Source organism: Brevibacterium linens ATCC 9172 (assembly GCF_900169165.1).
GTDB lineage: Bacteria > Actinomycetota > Actinomycetes > Actinomycetales > Brevibacteriaceae > Brevibacterium > Brevibacterium linens.
In genome coordinates this window covers 11,533-26,846 of the sequence record NZ_FXYY01000015.1, presented here as the reverse complement: position 1 = coordinate 26,846, position 15,314 = coordinate 11,533, and the positions used below count along the sequence as shown (strand labels likewise).

Genomic DNA, 15,314 nt, shown 5'->3' with positions numbered 1-15,314 from the left:
CCCTCCGGGCGAACTCCGCACCGCCCTTCGAGTCAGCCGGGATACGAGGGATCCTTGGCGGTGACGTCGACGAGCTTCTGCCACGCGTTCGAGTTGTAGCTGTACAGCGCACCGTCCGAACCGGTGACGAGTATCGACCGTCCGTCCGCTCCGCCGGCGATGCGGCTTCCGCCCGACACCTCGCCGAGCTGCTCTGCAGGCCCGGTGACTCCGATGCGGAACGGCTGCGCGGTTTCGCCTTCCTCGGCGGCCAGAGCCACGAGATTCGTCGATCCTGACCAGGAGACGTCCTTGACCTCGTCGAAGTTCGCGCCCACTTCGATCGGTGTCTCGGAGACATGGCCGGATGGATTGCCTGCCTTGTCCCTGGGCACGCCGACCACATCGACACGGTCCGGCTCACCCTTGTGCCGACTGAGCAGAGCGACACGGGTTCCGTCGCGGGAGACCTCGATGTCGACGAGCCGTCGTCCGTTGAGGAAATCGGCGGCCACGGTGAAGGTCTTGCCGTCGCGACCGACGGCTGTGAGTTCGCCTTTGTTCTCCGCCTCACCCGTCCAGGTCGTGTTGAAGCGGTCGATGCTGGGGCGCACGAGCTTCGTGCCCTTGAGGATCGGGGTGGCGTCGACGGCATCGGACTTCAACCGCATCAGCTGTTCGCCGTCATCGGCCAGATACACGTAGAGGGAGTCATCCAATGACACCGCGGGGTCGCTGGCCTTCGCCGACTTCAGGTTGGGACTGTTCTCGACCTTGGCGACGGTCGTTCCCGAGACTCGGGAGAGGTGGTCGTCGGCGAGAACCACGGGCGGACCGTCCACCTGGACCGAGGTGTCGGTCCGCGGCTGCAGGCTGGACGGAATCGTCTGTCCGCCGATGCTCAGTTCGACCGCCGAGATCGAGGGAATGACCTGCAGAGTGGTGGCGATCTGCTGACGGATCAGCCCCTTCTCGCGGTCGGACGGAGCCGGATTCTGCGCCCCCAAGGCCACATGGGCAACGCCGTTCTCGATCGTGACCACGTTCGAGTCGCCGAGCTTCGCACCATCGGGGATCGCGGTGATCACCGCCCCCGAGAGGTAGGGCGCAGGACCGCTGAGCAGCTCGTTGATCAGCACTGTCGGGGTCGAGGAGGACCGGAGGAACCAACGGGAGTCAGGGACGAGATACGAATAGTCGGACGTGAAGAACTGCAGCGAATAGTTGAGGAAGATCGTCCGGAAGTCGGCCTGGCTGATGAGCAGCCCGTCCGGCGCCGAGGAGATCCTCCACTCCCCGTTCTCCTGACGCAGCGAGAACTCCAGGGTGGACTGCGTGCCCGGTTTGGTCGAGTTGTAGACGCCGGAGGAATCGACGAGACCGACGACCGGAGCCGAGAGACTCATCGACTTCTGGTCGGAGGTGGTCCCGACGTTCAACGAGTCGAGATCCGTGCCGTTGGGCAGCACCGACACTGATTCCTGCGGACTCCATTTCTGAGCCTCGCCTTCGGTGAGGAACGACCGGGCCACGGAGAAGTTGTTGCCGGTGCCCGCTCCTGCCCGGAGGAAGCCGCGCACGATGTCCGATGGGCTGTCGCCGGGTTCGGGCCCGTCGGGGATCCGGGCGTTGTTCGCCCCCGCATCGCCCGAGTCATCTTCGATATGGCCGACAGGTGATGAGGTCGGGATCGACGAGCAGCCGACGAGAGCCAGGACCGTGAAGACGGAGACCAGCATGGTCTTCAGCCGGGAGCTCCTGGGCATCGAGCGAGTCATGAGCGTCCTCCTCTGCTGTCGTTGACACTGTCTTCGCCCAGGTCGGCTTCGCCGATGTCCACGGACCGCTCGCCCACGTCGGCCGTACCCGGCTCGTCGGTACTCGCGTCGGCCGTACCCGGCTCGGCGGTTCGCGTGGTCTCCTGATGCGATGCGGACTGCGAATCCGCCTCGGCGGGGCTGTCATGATCGGCGTCGAGCATCTCCGGCTCGGTTTCGACGACGATCGGGATCGATCCGGTCTGGATGCGGACGGAACCGTCCGAGGACAGTGGTCCCGCCACAAGTGCGGACCCGCGGATCTGCGCATCGCGAGGCGGCAGGGGCAGCGGCGAGGAGGTGATCTCCTGATCGGGGCGACGGGGAATCGTCAGTCGGAAGCACGAGCCCTCGCTCGGTTTGCCCCAGACCTGCAGCCAGCCGTGGTGCAGGTGGGCATCCTCGAGCGAGATCGCCAGACCCAGACCCGATCCGCCGAGGGTGCGCTTGCGTGCCGGATCAGCCCGCCAGAACCGGTCGAAGACGTGCTCGACCTGTTCTTCGTTCATGCCGACTCCGTGGTCGCGCACACTCACGGCCACCGCCTCGGCGTTGGAGGCGACATAGACGTCCACGGGGTTGCTCTCACCGTGTTCGATGGCGTTGACGACGAGGTTGCGCACGATCCGGGTGATGCGCACCCGATCGACCTCGGCCATGACCGGCGACGACGGTGCGTGGACGACGATGGCGGTCTCCATCTGTTCGGCCACCATCGACACGGTCTCGATCACGGAGGTCACGATCGCGCCGATATCGACGGGTTTGGGCACGAGTGCTGCGGCACCGGCATCGTAGCGGGAGATCTCCAGCAGATCGGAGAGCAGGCTGTCGAAGCGCTCGGCCTGCGAGTTCAGCAGTTCCGCACTGCGCGCGGTGACGGAGTCGAGGTCGTCGCGGGAATCATAGATGAGATCCGCGGCGGCACGGATCGTCGTCAGCGGTGTCCGCAGCTCGTGGGAGACGTCGGAGACGAACTGCCGCTGCAGCACCGACAGCCGCTCCATCTGCTCGATCTGGTGCTGGAGGGTGTCGGCCATATCGTTGAAGCTCTCACCGAGGACGGCGATCTCGTCGTTGCCGTGCACGGGCATGCGTTCGTCCAGGTCACCATCGGCAATGAGCCTGGCCACCTCGGCGCCGGTGCGCACCGGGGTGACGACCAGCCGAGTGACGATCCAGGCGACGGCACCGACGAGGACGAGTGCGGCGACGAACATGGACCGCTGCACGAAGTTGAGCGTGTCCTGCTGTTCGCTGAGATCGCCGAGGTAGTACAGCTGGAACTGGCCGGCACCCGGAATCTGCAGCTCCTGAGTGATGAGCAGCCCCGGTCCCGTGCCGTCGGGCAGGCTCACCGACTGGTAGAGCTTGTCATCGGCCGGAGCTTTGCCGATGGCCTCGCGGAGCTCATCGGTGATGGGCACCTGCGGTGCCTCTCCGTCTTCGTTCGCCCCACCGGCCGTGATCGTCGAGAATGAGGTGTTCGGATCCGTCGGCTGCAGGGTCAGCGAATACACGGACCCCGCCGACCGGTTGTAGATCGATGACAGCTGCGAGCTCAGCATGTCCTGAGTGATCGCCTGGCCGTCGACCGGTGCCAGTGAGCGCAGCTCGGCCAGGATCGACCGTGTCTGTGAGGACAGGGAATCCAGGCGGGTGTCGAAGAGACCCCGGGCGATCTGCTGGGACATGTAGGTGCCGACACCGAAGATCGCCACCGAAGTGAGCACGACGATGCGGACCTGCAGGGAGTGGCTGAACGATCGGAGGATGAAATTCCAGAACGTCTTCAGCGCCGAGGCCGCAGTGCGGACGGGTCCGTCCGCGGCCGACTCGGAAGTCACGCGGCTCGGCCGGCCTTATAGCCGACGCCGCGGACGGTGACGATGATGTCCGGCTTCTCCGGATCGCGCTCGATCTTCGACCGCAGACGCTGCACGTGGACATTGACCAGCCGGGTGTCGGCGGCATGACGGTAGCCCCACACCTCTTCCAGCAGGGTCTCGCGGGAGAACACCTGCCACGGCTTGCGTGCCAGAGCGACGAGGAGGTCGAATTCGAGTGGAGTCAGCGACACCGGCGATCCTCCCTTGGTCACCGTGTGACCGGCGACGTCGACGACGACATCGCCGACGGTCAGCAGCTCGGGAGCCTGCGGTTCGGAGATCCGCAGCCGAGCCCGGACGCGGGCGATGAGCTCCTTGGGCTTGAACGGCTTCGGCACATAGTCATCGGCACCGGATTCGAGGCCGAGGACGACGTCGACGGTGTCGGACTTCGCCGTGAGCATGATGATCGGCACCGACGAGACCTCGCGGATCTCCCGGCAGACTTCGAGTCCGTCCTTGCCGGGCAGCATCAGGTCGAGGAGCACGAGGTCCGGATTGACCTTCTGGAATTCTTCGAAGGCCTGGTCTCCGGTGGCGCAGAAGAAGGGCTCGAAGCCTTCGCTTTTGAGCACAATTCCGATCATCTCGGCCAAAGCCGTGTCATCATCAACTACGAGGATTCGAGCGTTCATGCTCCCATTGTCCCTTATGTTCGCGTGTTCTTCGGTTCTCGACACTCCCAGCCTATCGGGCGTTGTCGACGACCTCACGCACCGCATCCGATGACAGCGATCGCCGATGCTTCGGCCACGACCCCGGGCAGAGACCCGGACAGGGACCCGACCGGCTCCCGACGGCACTGATCGACGGGGTCGACGCGTACCCATTGGGACAGGGAGACCTCTCGGCACTCGCCGGCGAATCATGGCAGGATTGGCGTGATGGGACAGACGAATGCATGGACTTCGGAGGTCGACTGGCACACCGGCCGGTGGCAACGACGTTCACCGTCCCCGCCCTCACGCGGCTGGCAGCCGCCTCCACCGCGCGGGCTCCTGCCCAAACGGCCGCTGACCTTCATCGAGGCCTTGGACTCCGGCTTCCGCCTGCTGCGTTTCATCCCGACACTGTCCGTCGGCTCCTCCCTCATCGTCTTCTCCCTCTGGAGCCTGCTGCTCACCGCGATCGGTGCCGTCATCGCCGTCCAGTTCCTGCCGTTCTTCACCGACCTCACCGGCAATGACGATGCCGTCTCCGGCTTCATCGCCGTGGCCCAATTGGGGTCGGTGGCGCTGAGCCTGCTCAGCCTCGGATTGGCCCATCTGCTCTCCGGACTCATCGCGACGGGCACCCGTGCCTCCTTCGGCGCCCGCCGAACCGCCCTGTCGACGGCGTGGAGGTCTCTGTCCGGTCGACGCTGGCGCCTCGTCCTGGCCACGCTGCTCATGAGCGGAATCAACCTCGGCCTGCTGCTGGCCCTCACCGCTCCGACTCTGCTGTTCGCCAGCGCCGATTCGGCGATCCTCGCCTTCGTCTGGGCCGCCGTGGCCGCACTGCTGTGGTTCGTCGCGCTCATCTGGATCAACCTGCGACTGGCGTTCCTCGGTTCGGCGATCGCGGTGGAGGATCTGAGCGTCCGCGCCGGCCTCCGACGCTCATGGAGGCTGACCGGGCGCGGCTTCTGGCGGATGCTCGGCCAGCTCGCGCTCGGATACTTCCTGTCCAACCAGCTCGTCCAGCTCATCATCACCCCGATCGTCTTCATCATTTCGCTGGCCCTGGGCGTCGGGATGTCGACGACCACCGAGTCCACGACGGCGCAGACGGCCATCGCAATCGTCTCCGTCGGTCTTCTGCTCGGACTCACGCTCATCTCCTCAGCCGTCCTCTTCGGCTATTTCGCCTGCCTGGTCACGGTCTGCTTCTTCGACCAGCAGATGCGTTCAGAGGGACTCGACCTCGTCCTCATCCGAGCAGAGGAGGACCGATGATCCTCTCCCCCGTCGCCGCGGCGAGCATCGACCGCGACACCGGTCGCGAATGGGTCGAGCGCGAGCTGTCGAAGTCCGAATACGCTGCCAATGACCTCACTCCCTTGGAGCAGATCGGCCGCTGGCTTGCCTCCCTGTGGGATTCGCTCGTCGGTGCCGCCCTCGGCGCGAACTCTCCTTGGCTGCTCATCGTCGTCGTCCTCGCACTCGCCGTGATCATCGCCGGAATCGTCTGGCGCGTTCGTCGGGCAGGATTCCGTCGTGTCGGCGTCCCGCTGTCAGCATTCGATCCGGTCGTGGCCCACCCTGAACCGGGCCCGTGGCGCGAGAGCGCGGCCCGGGCCGCCCGCAGCGGGGACTTCGAGACCGCGGTCATCGATGAATCCCGTGCGATCTTCGCGGTCCTGTCTCTCAAACAGATCGTCTCGCTCGAGTCCTCTGCCACGGCGAGTGAGATCGCCCGCTCCGCCGAGGCGGCCCTGCCCGAACACGGTCCCGCCGTCCATGGGGTGGCCGAGGTCTTCAACGACCTCCGCTACGGAGAGGCGACCGCGAGGCAGGCCCGTGCGAACCGCCGCCTCGACGAGGTCTTTGCGGATCTGTGCGCACTCGACCGGAGGCTGAGCGCCCTGCCGATCCGCCACCGCCAGGACGCAGGCCGGCAGGACGCAGGCCGGCAGGAGGCACCGGCATGAGCGCACAGTTGGACGTCGCCGCCCGTGGCACGCGCTCGACCGTGCGGATCCCGCTGCGTGCTCGACTGCGTTCGGCTTCGGTGTGGATCGTCGCGGCCTTCGTCATCCTCATCACCGTCATCGCGCTCGTGCTGCTGACCGGTGATGACGAGTCCGCAGAGCCCCTGCACTACGACTCGACGGAGCGCACCGGCATGAAGGCCCTCGTCGAGACCCTGCGCGACCATGAGGTCGATGTCACCACCACCGAGGATCAGGAGCAGGCCCGCACGGCCGCGGCCCGCCCCGACACCACCCTGCTCATTCCCACGAACACCGCTGCCCTGTCGCCCGGAGACATCGACGGCCTCCAATACGCCCTGCGCACCCACGACAACCGGCTCGTCCTCGTCGACCCGGGTCCGACGATCTCGGAGTTCACCGACCGGATCACCGTCAACGACAATCTCAGCCCGCTGGCGAACCCGGATGCCACGTCCCCGGCGGCCTGCGACTCTCCGCCGGCCCGCAGCGCCGGTGCCGTGACCACTGGCGAGACCGAGTACGCGGAGACGACGAAGGGCACCGACGGGATCACCGCCTGCTACCCGTTCACCGGTCCCGGGGTCGATGAGATCGACGGCGCCGAGGTGGCCCCCGGGTCCGCGCGCGGACAGTTCGTCACCGATACCGGCAGTTCCGCGCCGCTGACCGTGCTCGGCAATCGCAATTGGGTGACCAACGAGCACATCGACGACGAGGGCAACGCCTCCCTCGTGCTCTCGCAGCTGTCCCAGACGCAGAACCTCGTCGTATATTATCCGACCTTCGGAGGCTCCGGTCAGCAGCAGACACCTCCGTCGACGATCGATTTCGTGCCCGGCTGGTTCCTCGCCGGAGTCCTGTGGCTGGTGCCCTGCCTGGTCGTCCTTCTGCTCGTCATCGGGCGCCGATTCGGACCGCTGGCCCTCGAGCACCTGCCGGTCATCGTGCCCGCTGTCGAGACCGTGCACGGCCGGGCCGCGCTGAGCTCTCGCAGTCACGATCGGGACGGGGCTCTGCACACTCTGCGGACCGGTGCGCTGCTGCGCATCGGCCGACGGCTGAGCCTCGGCCCCGATGCCCGCACCCCTGACATCCTCGGCCGTATCGCAGCCGCCACGGGAGCCGACCCGGGCCGACTCCACCACGTCTTCGTCTCCGCGTCGGCGCACACCGACGCCGAACTCACCGACCTCGTCCATCAGCTCACCCAGATCGAAAGTGAGATCCCATGACCGAACAGCCTCAGGAACCGATCGCGCAGCAGACTCCGGCCGTCGACCACGCGCAGACCCCGCCGGCGGAGCCGGACCCGGTCCGGGAGGCGTTCACCGGTGTCCGCGCCGAGATCGCCAAGGCCGTCGTCGGCCAGGACCAGGCAGTGACGGGGATGCTCATCGCGCTGCTGTGCCGCGGGCATGTGCTTCTCGAGGGGGTTCCCGGAGTGGCGAAGACCCTGCTCGTGCGCAGCTTCGCCGCCGCGGTCAGCCTGGACAGCTCGCGTGTGCAGTTCACGCCCGACCTCATGCCCAGCGATGTCACCGGGTCGTTGGTCTACGACGCGTCCGCCTCCGACTTCTCATTCCGGCCCGGCCCGGTGTTCACGAACATCCTCATCGCCGATGAGATCAACCGCACTCCGCCGAAGACCCAATCGGCTCTGCTCGAGGCGATGGAGGAACATCAGGTGTCCGTCGGCGGCCGCTCCCGGAAGCTGCCCGAACCGTTCCTCGTCGCGGCCACACAGAATCCCGTCGAATACGAAGGCACCTATCCGCTCCCGGAGGCCCAGCTCGACCGGTTCCTGTTCAAACTCGTCCTCGACCTGCCCGAGCGGGATCACGAATTCGAGATCCTCGACCGTCATGCCAGGGGCTTCGATGCCGGGTCCCTGACAGCGGCGGGTCTGCGCCCGGTCGCAAACGCCGACCTCATCGCCCGGGCTCGCGACGCGATTGCCACGATCTACATCGCCCCGCAGATCATCACCTATATCGTCGATCTCGCCCGAGCCACCCGCCAGACCCCGTCTCTGGCACTGGGAGTCTCGCCCCGTGGAGCGACGAGGATGCTCGGCGCCGCCCGGGCGCATGCGTGGCTGAGCGGCAGGCACTATGTCACCCCCGATGATGTCAAGGCCCTGGCCCATATGTCGCTGTCGCACCGGGTGATTCTGCGCCCCGAGGCGCAGATGGACGGTCTGGACGTCGGTCAGGTGCTCGATTCGATCATCGCCACCACCGAAGTGCCCCGCTGAATGACACCTCGCCTGTTCCTGCTCGCTGTCGCCGGCCTCGTGCCCGTGATGCTGGTGCCCACATGGTCGACGGCATCGATCGTGGCCGGGGTGATCGTTCTGGCCGCGGTCCTCGACTTCTTCCTCGTTCCCCGGATCCACGGCTTGGAACTCCAGCGCACCCCGGGACCGATGGTCCGCCTCGGCGATGGCACCCACTGCACTCTGACCCTGATCAATGGGACGAACCGCCGCCTGCGCCTCCACGTCCGCGACGCCTGGGCGCCGAGTGCCGGGGCCGTCGCGACCCGCTCCCACCATGTGCTCGAACCCGGTGAGTCGGCAGAGGTGACCACCGAGCTGGAGCCGACGAGACGAGGTGCACTGCCCGGCGATCTGGTGACGGTGCGCGGCCGCAGTGTGCTCGGACTGATCCACCGGCAGAAGAGCATCGATGTTCCCGCCTCGGTGCGGGTCCTGCCGCCGTTCGTGTCTCGGCGGGAGCTGCCGTCGAAGACCCAGAAGCTGCGCGAACTCGAGGGACGGTCCGCGGTCATGATCCGCGGAATGGGCACCGAATTCGATTCGCTGCGCGACTATGTCGACGGTGACGATGTCCGGTCCATCGATTGGCGGGCCAGTGCTCGCGCTCAGGACCTCGTGGTCAAGACCTGGCGACCGGAGAAGGATCGACGCGTCGTCATCGTCATCGATTCCTCCCGTTTCGCCGCCCGTCGCTGTGGCGAGGGCACGGTCTTCGACGCCGCTTTGGAAGCATCGCTGCTGCTGACGGCTCTGGCCACCGGCGCCGGAGACCGGGTCGATGTCATCGTCGCCGATGCCCGGGTGCGTGCAGCCGCATCGAGCCATCGCGCTCACGATCCGGTCCATGACCTGTCGGTGGCTCTGACGCCGGTGCATCCGGAGCTCTACGACGCGAACTGGGAATCGATCGCCGCAGCAGTTCTGCAGACGTCCAGGCAGCAGGCGCTCGTCGTGCTGGTCACGCAGCTCGACGAAGCGACGGTCGCCGAGGACATCCTGCCCGTGCTGCCGACCCTGACGGCTCACCACCGCGTCGTCGTCGCCGGAGTCGACGATCCGGCATTGTCAGCGCTGGCTGCCCAGCGCGGCGATGTCGACGACGTCTACACGGCTGCGGCCGCCGAGGCAGAGATGCTCGCGACGGCATCGCTGCGGACTCGCCTGCGCGGGCTCGGCGTCGCTAGCGTCCACGCTCTGCCCGAGAAGCTTCCCGGAGCATTGGCCGACCTCTACATCCGACTCAAGGTCACCGGCGGGCTGTGACCGGAACGCCCGTCAGGGGCGGGTACGCAGGTCAGCGGTCGGTCGAGATGACCGAGTATCCGGCCTGGTGATCGTCCAGATCAGCACTGAGTCCGGCTGCGGCAGCGCGCTTGCCGAAGTACCGGGCATAGACGACGACCGCGGCGGTGTAGGCCACGCCGATGGCGATCTTGAGCGCCGGCGGAATCGGGTTCGGGGTCACGAACCCTTCGATGAGCCCCGAACCCAACAGCAGCAGCACGAGGCCGCCGGCGACGACGAGCAGCGACCGGGCCTCACCGGCAAGTTTGTCACGGCGCAGTCTGGGCCCCGGCACCACCCAGGCGAAGAAGAGACGCAGACCCGCGGCAGCGGCGAGGATGATGCAGCTGATCTCCGGAATCCCGTGCGGCAGGATGTAGAGGAAGAAGTCGGAGGCTCTGCCGAACTCGAACATCATCGCCCCGGAGAAGCCGACGTTGACCGCATTCGAGAACAGTCCGACGATGACGTAGCCGCCGGTGATGCCGAGGAGGACGAACTGGACGGCGATCCAGGCGTTGTTCGTCCACACGCCGACGGCGAAGAAGCCGTTCGGGTTCTCCTTGTAGTAGTCGACGAAATCGTGTTCGGCGAACTGTCGTCGGAACTCACGATCACCGAAGGTCTCGAGCACTTCCGGATGCGTTCCCGCCCAGATCCCCGACACGACGGCGACGGCGAGGAATCCGGCGGCCACGATGACGAAGTCCCACCGCAGCCGGTACAGCGACAGCGGCAGACTGATGACGAAGAACCGTGACAGGCCCGACAGTCCCCCGCTGGGCACGGACGAGAGATGATTGCGACAGCGGTGGACGATCGCCGAGAGCCGTGCGGCTTCGAGAGAGTCGGGGGCCACGGTCGTGATCCGTGAGAGATCCTTCGACGCGGTCCGGTAGAGCTCAAGGAAACGGGTCGTCTGCTCAGGTGTCAGCGTGTTCTTCTTCGCCAATGCCGACAGTTCCAGCCAGTCATCGCCGTGCAGCTGAGCCAGCAGGTTCGGATCCATCCCTCCACCCTATCGGAGACGACGCACAGGCACCTCCGACGTTGCGAGAGGCACCCGCATGCTCTCGGCGAAACGTCCGCCTCGGAACGCGGCGATGTGACACGATGGGCGGGTGAGTACTCTGATCACCGGTGAAGCCGTCGAACTCAATGTCCAGCCCGCCGCTCTGGCGGCTCGGGCGTTGAGCGCTCTGATCGACTACATCGTCTATTCGCTGGTGAATATCGGATTGCTCATCGCGATGTTCTGGTTGATGCTCAAGGTCCTCGATCTCAACGGACTGCTTCTCGGCTCCCTCATCACCGTCATGACCATCGTCGTCTTCGTGCTGCTGCCGATGCTCGTCGAGGTGCTCAGCCACGGTCGTTCGCTGGGCAAGCTCATCCTCGGGCTGCGGGTCGTCCGCGACGACGGCGGTGCGGTGCGCCTGCGGCATTCCTTCATCCGCGCCCTGCTGTGGCCGTTCGAGTTCGTCTCCTCGGGCGGCGGCATCGCAGCCCTGTCCGGGCTCCTCTCACCGCAGGCCAAGCGCCTCGGCGACTATCTGGCCGGAACCATCGCCGTGAGCGAACGCAGCCGACCTCTGCCGCCCATGCACACTCACGTGGCTCCGCATCTGCACGACTGGCTGGGCCGCACCGATGTGACGTCGCTGCCCGACGGCCTGCATCGGCGCATCGTCCGGTTTCTCGCCATGGCGCCCCAGCTCGGAGCGGAGTCGCGGTGGCAGCGAGCCATCGAGCTCGCCACCGAGCTCAATGTCTATGTGGCTCCGGCCCCGCCGGAGGGTACGTTTCCCGAACAGTTCCTGTCCGCAGTCATCCACCGGCTGCGCATCGCCGAGATCGAGAAGCAGCGCCGACGCACGGCTCGTGCGAACGCGTTCCGGTCCGGAGTCGACGCGCTCCCCTACGGTCTCAGCCTCACCCGCCGCCGGTCCGATCAGTAGCGGTAGTGCTCGGGTTTGAACGGTCCCGCCACGTCCACACCGATGTATTCGGCCTGTTCCTTGCTCAGTTCGGACAGCTTCGCCCCGAGAGCCGGCAGGTGGAGGCGCGCCACCTTCTCGTCGAGTTCCTTCGCCAGGCGGTGCACCGTGTTGCCGTAGTCGTCGTGAGCGTTCCACAGCTCGATCTGGGCGAGCACCTGATTGCTGAACGACGCACTCATCACGAACGACGGATGGCCGGTGGCGTTGCCCAGGTTGAGCAGCCGTCCTTCGGAGAGGACGAGGAAATCCGTGCGGTCACGGTCGAGTCCCGCCTCGGCGGGCACGGGTACGCTCCACTCGTGGACCTGGGGTTTGATCTCGATCTTCTCCACTCCGGGCAGACGGGACAGCCCGGCCAGATCGATCTCCTCGTCGAAGTGGCCGACGTTGCCGACGATGGCACCGGGTTTGAGCGTCTGCAGCACATCGACATCGAGGACCCGGGTGTTGCCCGTCGTGGTGATGATGATGTCAGCCTGGGCAGCCGCCTCGGCGAGGAGATCGACCTGGTAGCCGTCCATCGTCGCCTGCAGCGCACAGATCGGGTCGATCTCGGTGACGATGACGCGCGCACCCTGTCCGCGCAGAGCCTCGGCGGCGCCCTTGCCGACGTCGCCGTAGCCGATGACGACGGCGATCTTTCCGCCGATGAGGACGTCGGTGGCGCGGTTGAGTCCGTCGGGCAGCGAATGGCGGATGCCGTAGCGGTTGTCGAACTTCGACTTCGTCACGGAGTCGTTGACGTTGATGGCGGGGAACGGCAGTCCGCCCTGTTCGGCGAGGCGGTAGAGTCGGTTGACTCCGGTCGTCGTCTCCTCGCTCACCCCCTTGATCCCGGCAGCCAGGCGGGCGAACCGGCCGGGAGTCGCCGCGATGGACGTGGCGATCTGCTTGAGCAGGACTGCGTATTCCTCCGAGTCCTCGGCTCCGGCGGTGGGAACTCCCCCGGCGGCTTCGAATTCGGTGCCCTTGAGCACGTACATGGTGGCGTCGCCGCCGTCGTCGAGGATGAGGTTGGGACCGTCTGCGAAGTCGAAGATCTTGTCCGCAGCCCACCAGTACTCGTCGAGGGTCTCGCCCTTCCACGCGAAGACCGGGACACCGGCCGGGGCGTCGGGAGTGCCGGAGCCGACGACGACGGCCGCCGCGGCTTCGTCCTGGGTGGAGAAGATATTGCAGCTGGCCCACCGGACTTCTGCGCCCAGGGCGACGAGGGTCTCGATGAGCACCGCGGTCTGCACGGTCATGTGCAGGCTGCCGGCGATGCGCGCCCCGGCCAGCGGCAACGTCGACGCGTACTCCTCACGCAGCGCCATGAGGCCCGGCATCTCCCTTTCGGCGAGGCGGATCTGGTGCCGGCCGGCCTCGGCCAGGCTGAGATCGGCGACCTTGAAGTCAGTGGAATCGAGCACGGTACCTCCATACGGCGGGCTGTCGGATCGGGTTCGAGTCTATTGCCGGGGCGGCCGGCTTGTCGCGTCGTGCCCGATCTGCGGACGGCGCCGGCTTCAGGCGCGAGCGGTGACGAAGTCCGTGACCTGGCGGGTGAGTGCGTCGACCTGCGCCGGATCGGCGGCCTCGACGTTGAGACGGACGAGAGGTTCGGTGTTGGACTTGCGCAGGTTCACCCACCAGTCCGACCCCTGCAGACCGATTCCGTCGAGGTCATCGACGGTGCTGTCGGGGAACTCTCCGGCGTGGGCGGCGAAGGCGGCGAGCACGGCGTCGGGATCGGAGACGGTGAAGTTGATCTCGCCGGACTGTTCGAACCTGTCATAGTCGGCGACCAGAAGAGAGGCGGGAGCCTGTGACCCGGCGAGGGCGGCGATGAGGTGGCAGGCGGCGAGCATTCCCGAGTCCGCGCCGAAGAATTCATCGAAATAGAAATGTGCGGAGTGTTCGCAGGCGAAGACGGATCCGGTTTCGCGCATGAGCGTCTTGATGCCCGAATGACCGACCTTCGATCTCAGTGCATGGCCGCCGGAGGCTGTGATCGTCTCGGCCACACTGCGGGAGGTGATGAGGTTGTGGATGACGGTCGGGCGGTCATTGCCGAGTGCTCGGGCCCGGGCGATCTCCCGTTCGGCGACGAGTGCGCCGACGGCCGAGGCCGACATCGTCGCCCCGGTCTCGTCGATGAAGAAGCACCGGTCGGCGTCCCCGTCGAAGACGAGGCCCAGATCGGCGCCGTTGTCGACGACGGCGCGTGCGGCGTCGACGAGGTTCTCGGGTTTGAGCGGGTTCGCCTCGTGGTTGGGGAAGGTCCCGTCGAGTTCGGTGAAGAGGCCGATGACGTCGAAGGGCACCGAGGCGGCTCCCGCGTCCGTGCCGAAGACCTCCCCGAGGAGGCGCCCGGCCATGCCGTTTCCGGCGTCGAGCACGATCGACAGACCATGCACCTCATCGACGTGGGTGAGTTCGCGGATCCGTGCCGCGTACTGCTCCCGCATCCGCAACGCTGCGTTTTCATCGTCGGCGATGGTCCGGCCGTCGCTCTGCGGTGCGGTGATCGCAAGTTCCCTGACTCGCGAGAGCCCGGAGGCCAGGCTGACTCCGGCGGCGCTGGGACCGCAGATTTTGATCCCGTTGTAGTCCGCGGGATTGTGGCTGGCGGTGATCATGGCACCGGGCAGGTCGAAGATGCCGGAGGCGAAGTAGAGCTGATCGGTCGAGCACAATCCCAGCAGGACGGCTCTCGATCCGGCCGCGTCGACTCCGGCGGCGAAGGACTGGGCGAATCCTGCAGAGCTCGGTCGCATATCGTGACCGATGACCACCTCGGTGGCGGTGTGGATCTCTGCCATGGCGCGGGCCGTCGCCCAGCCGAGGGCGAACAGGATGTCCTCGTCGAGCTGATCGGGAATGCGACCGCGGATGTCATAGGCGCCGACGGCGGCGTCGAGCGCGGCCGTCCGGGCTCGACCGAATTCGGAGTCCGTCGAATTCTGCCGTGCGGGATCGGTACCGGACGAGCTCGGTTCGGGATGGTTCATGAGTCGCCGATGATGCGCAGGTGACCGTGTCGGCGTCCTGCGGCCGCAGGGTCGTCGGCCAGGGTCGGCGCGGTCCTGGGCGGGGTCCGATCGGCACCGTCGGCGGCTTCACGGACGGCGTCGGCGATGGCCAGCAGGTCATCGTGGCTGCGTTCGGGCGGGGCCTGCCCGGAGTCGATGCGGATGAGCTGCCAATCCACGGGTGGGGTCAGCTTCGCCGCATGTTCGGCGCACAGGTCATGAGCGCCCGGCTCGGCTCGCCTGCCCAGAGGTCCGATGACGACGGTCGCATCGGCGTGCACGTACGTCATGGTGGCGGCGGCGGGGCGCGAACAGCTGACTTTTGAACACATTCTCACGGCTGACACAGTCCCACACTCTACACGCCGCGGCCCGCCGATTCGCTCAGGCACGGCGGCCC

The 15,314-nt window shown here is 66.6% G+C and carries 13 protein-coding genes; 6 read left to right on the top strand and 7 right to left on the bottom strand.

Annotated elements, in window-relative coordinates; genetic code table 11:
* Window positions 1-32: 32 nt before the first annotated feature.
* The 3 genes from BLIN9172_RS11835 to mtrA are packed head-to-tail and all read right to left on the bottom strand — an operon-like array spanning window position 33 to window position 4,320.
* Window positions 33-1,757 carry an LpqB family beta-propeller domain-containing protein gene (locus BLIN9172_RS11835; protein WP_240812100.1) on the bottom strand — a complete coding sequence of 575 codons (1,725 nt, stop codon included), beginning with the start codon at window positions 1,755-1,757 and terminating at the stop codon, window positions 33-35.
* Window positions 1,754-3,643, bottom strand: coding sequence for an MtrAB system histidine kinase MtrB (mtrB, locus tag BLIN9172_RS11830; protein ID WP_101555262.1), 1,890 nt, complete (start codon window positions 3,641-3,643; stop codon window positions 1,754-1,756). The genes BLIN9172_RS11835 and mtrB overlap by 4 nt, the downstream gene beginning before the upstream one ends.
* A complete protein-coding gene (gene mtrA / locus BLIN9172_RS11825; protein WP_025777175.1) occupies window positions 3,640-4,320 on the bottom strand; it encodes an MtrAB system response regulator MtrA in 681 nt (226 codons plus the stop codon). The genes mtrB and mtrA overlap by 4 nt, the downstream gene beginning before the upstream one ends.
* 249 nt (window positions 4,321-4,569) lie before the next feature.
* Here mtrA and BLIN9172_RS11820 point away from each other — a divergent pair, with 249 nt between their 5' ends.
* The 5 genes from BLIN9172_RS11820 to BLIN9172_RS11800 are packed head-to-tail and all read left to right on the top strand — an operon-like array spanning window position 4,570 to window position 9,879.
* Window positions 4,570-5,619 carry a DUF7847 domain-containing protein gene (locus tag BLIN9172_RS11820; RefSeq protein ID WP_101555261.1) on the top strand — a complete coding sequence of 350 codons (1,050 nt, stop codon included), beginning with the start codon at window positions 4,570-4,572 and terminating at the stop codon, window positions 5,617-5,619.
* Window positions 5,616-6,314 (top strand): DUF4129 domain-containing protein, encoded by a 699-nt coding sequence (locus BLIN9172_RS11815; protein ID WP_101555260.1) that lies wholly within the window; start codon window positions 5,616-5,618, stop codon window positions 6,312-6,314. The genes BLIN9172_RS11820 and BLIN9172_RS11815 overlap by 4 nt, the downstream gene beginning before the upstream one ends.
* Window positions 6,311-7,570 carry a DUF4350 domain-containing protein gene (locus tag BLIN9172_RS11810; RefSeq protein WP_101555259.1) on the top strand — a complete coding sequence of 420 codons (1,260 nt, stop codon included), beginning with the start codon at window positions 6,311-6,313 and terminating at the stop codon, window positions 7,568-7,570. Before BLIN9172_RS11815 ends, BLIN9172_RS11810 begins: the two co-directional genes overlap by 4 nt.
* Window positions 7,567-8,592, top strand: a complete 1,026-nt coding sequence (locus BLIN9172_RS11805; protein WP_025777171.1) for an AAA family ATPase — start codon at window positions 7,567-7,569, stop codon at window positions 8,590-8,592. The genes BLIN9172_RS11810 and BLIN9172_RS11805 overlap by 4 nt, the downstream gene beginning before the upstream one ends.
* Window positions 8,593-9,879, top strand: a complete 1,287-nt coding sequence (locus BLIN9172_RS11800; RefSeq protein WP_101555258.1) for a DUF58 domain-containing protein — start codon at window positions 8,593-8,595, stop codon at window positions 9,877-9,879.
* Window positions 9,880-9,910: 31 nt separating this feature from the next.
* Here BLIN9172_RS11800 and BLIN9172_RS11795 read toward each other — a convergent pair whose 3' ends face one another.
* Window positions 9,911-10,909, bottom strand: a complete 999-nt coding sequence (locus BLIN9172_RS11795; protein WP_025777169.1) for a stage II sporulation protein M — start codon at window positions 10,907-10,909, stop codon at window positions 9,911-9,913.
* Between the two features lie 112 nt (window positions 10,910-11,021).
* Between BLIN9172_RS11795 and BLIN9172_RS11790 the strand changes: the two genes are divergently transcribed.
* Complete coding sequence (locus BLIN9172_RS11790) at window positions 11,022-11,858, top strand: RDD family protein (protein WP_240812099.1); 837 nt, start codon at window positions 11,022-11,024, stop codon at window positions 11,856-11,858.
* Here the strand turns inward: BLIN9172_RS11790 and ahcY are convergent.
* The 3 genes from ahcY to BLIN9172_RS11775 all read right to left on the bottom strand — a co-directional run bounded on the left by ahcY (window position 11,852) and on the right by BLIN9172_RS11775 (window position 15,246).
* A complete protein-coding gene (gene ahcY, locus BLIN9172_RS11785; protein ID WP_101555257.1) occupies window positions 11,852-13,312 on the bottom strand; it encodes an adenosylhomocysteinase in 1,461 nt (486 codons plus the stop codon). The two genes, BLIN9172_RS11790 and ahcY, sit on opposite strands and share 7 nt — an antisense overlap.
* A gap of 96 nt (window positions 13,313-13,408) precedes the next feature.
* The gene (locus tag BLIN9172_RS11780; RefSeq protein ID WP_101555256.1) at window positions 13,409-14,893 is read right to left on the bottom strand and encodes a phosphohexomutase domain-containing protein; all 1,485 of its coding nucleotides are present in this window, start codon (window positions 14,891-14,893) and stop codon (window positions 13,409-13,411) included.
* Complete coding sequence (locus BLIN9172_RS11775; RefSeq protein ID WP_101555255.1) at window positions 14,890-15,246, bottom strand: DUF3499 domain-containing protein; 357 nt, start codon at window positions 15,244-15,246, stop codon at window positions 14,890-14,892. Before BLIN9172_RS11775 ends, BLIN9172_RS11780 begins: the two co-directional genes overlap by 4 nt.
* Window positions 15,247-15,314 lie beyond the last annotated feature (68 nt).

Excerpts from the sequence above, each read along its gene's own strand:
- BLIN9172_RS11795 (WP_025777169.1), bottom strand. The coding sequence starts at position 10,909 with ATGGATCCGAACCTGCTGGCTCAGCTGCACGGCGATGACTGGCTGGAA.
- BLIN9172_RS11815 (WP_101555260.1), top strand. The coding sequence starts at position 5,616 with ATGATCCTCTCCCCCGTCGCCGCGGCGAGCATCGACCGCGACACCGGT.
- BLIN9172_RS11775 (WP_101555255.1), bottom strand. The coding sequence starts at position 15,246 with ATGTGTTCAAAAGTCAGCTGTTCGCGCCCCGCCGCCGCCACCATGACG.
- BLIN9172_RS11835 (WP_240812100.1), bottom strand. The coding sequence starts at position 1,757 with ATGACTCGCTCGATGCCCAGGAGCTCCCGGCTGAAGACCATGCTGGTC.
- BLIN9172_RS11810 (WP_101555259.1), top strand. The coding sequence starts at position 6,311 with ATGAGCGCACAGTTGGACGTCGCCGCCCGTGGCACGCGCTCGACCGTG.
- BLIN9172_RS11800 (WP_101555258.1), top strand. The coding sequence starts at position 8,593 with ATGACACCTCGCCTGTTCCTGCTCGCTGTCGCCGGCCTCGTGCCCGTG.
- BLIN9172_RS11805 (WP_025777171.1), top strand. The coding sequence starts at position 7,567 with ATGACCGAACAGCCTCAGGAACCGATCGCGCAGCAGACTCCGGCCGTC.
- BLIN9172_RS11780 (WP_101555256.1), bottom strand. The coding sequence starts at position 14,893 with ATGAACCATCCCGAACCGAGCTCGTCCGGTACCGATCCCGCACGGCAG.
- mtrA (WP_025777175.1), bottom strand. The coding sequence starts at position 4,320 with ATGAACGCTCGAATCCTCGTAGTTGATGATGACACGGCTTTGGCCGAG.
- BLIN9172_RS11820 (WP_101555261.1), top strand. The coding sequence starts at position 4,570 with ATGGGACAGACGAATGCATGGACTTCGGAGGTCGACTGGCACACCGGC.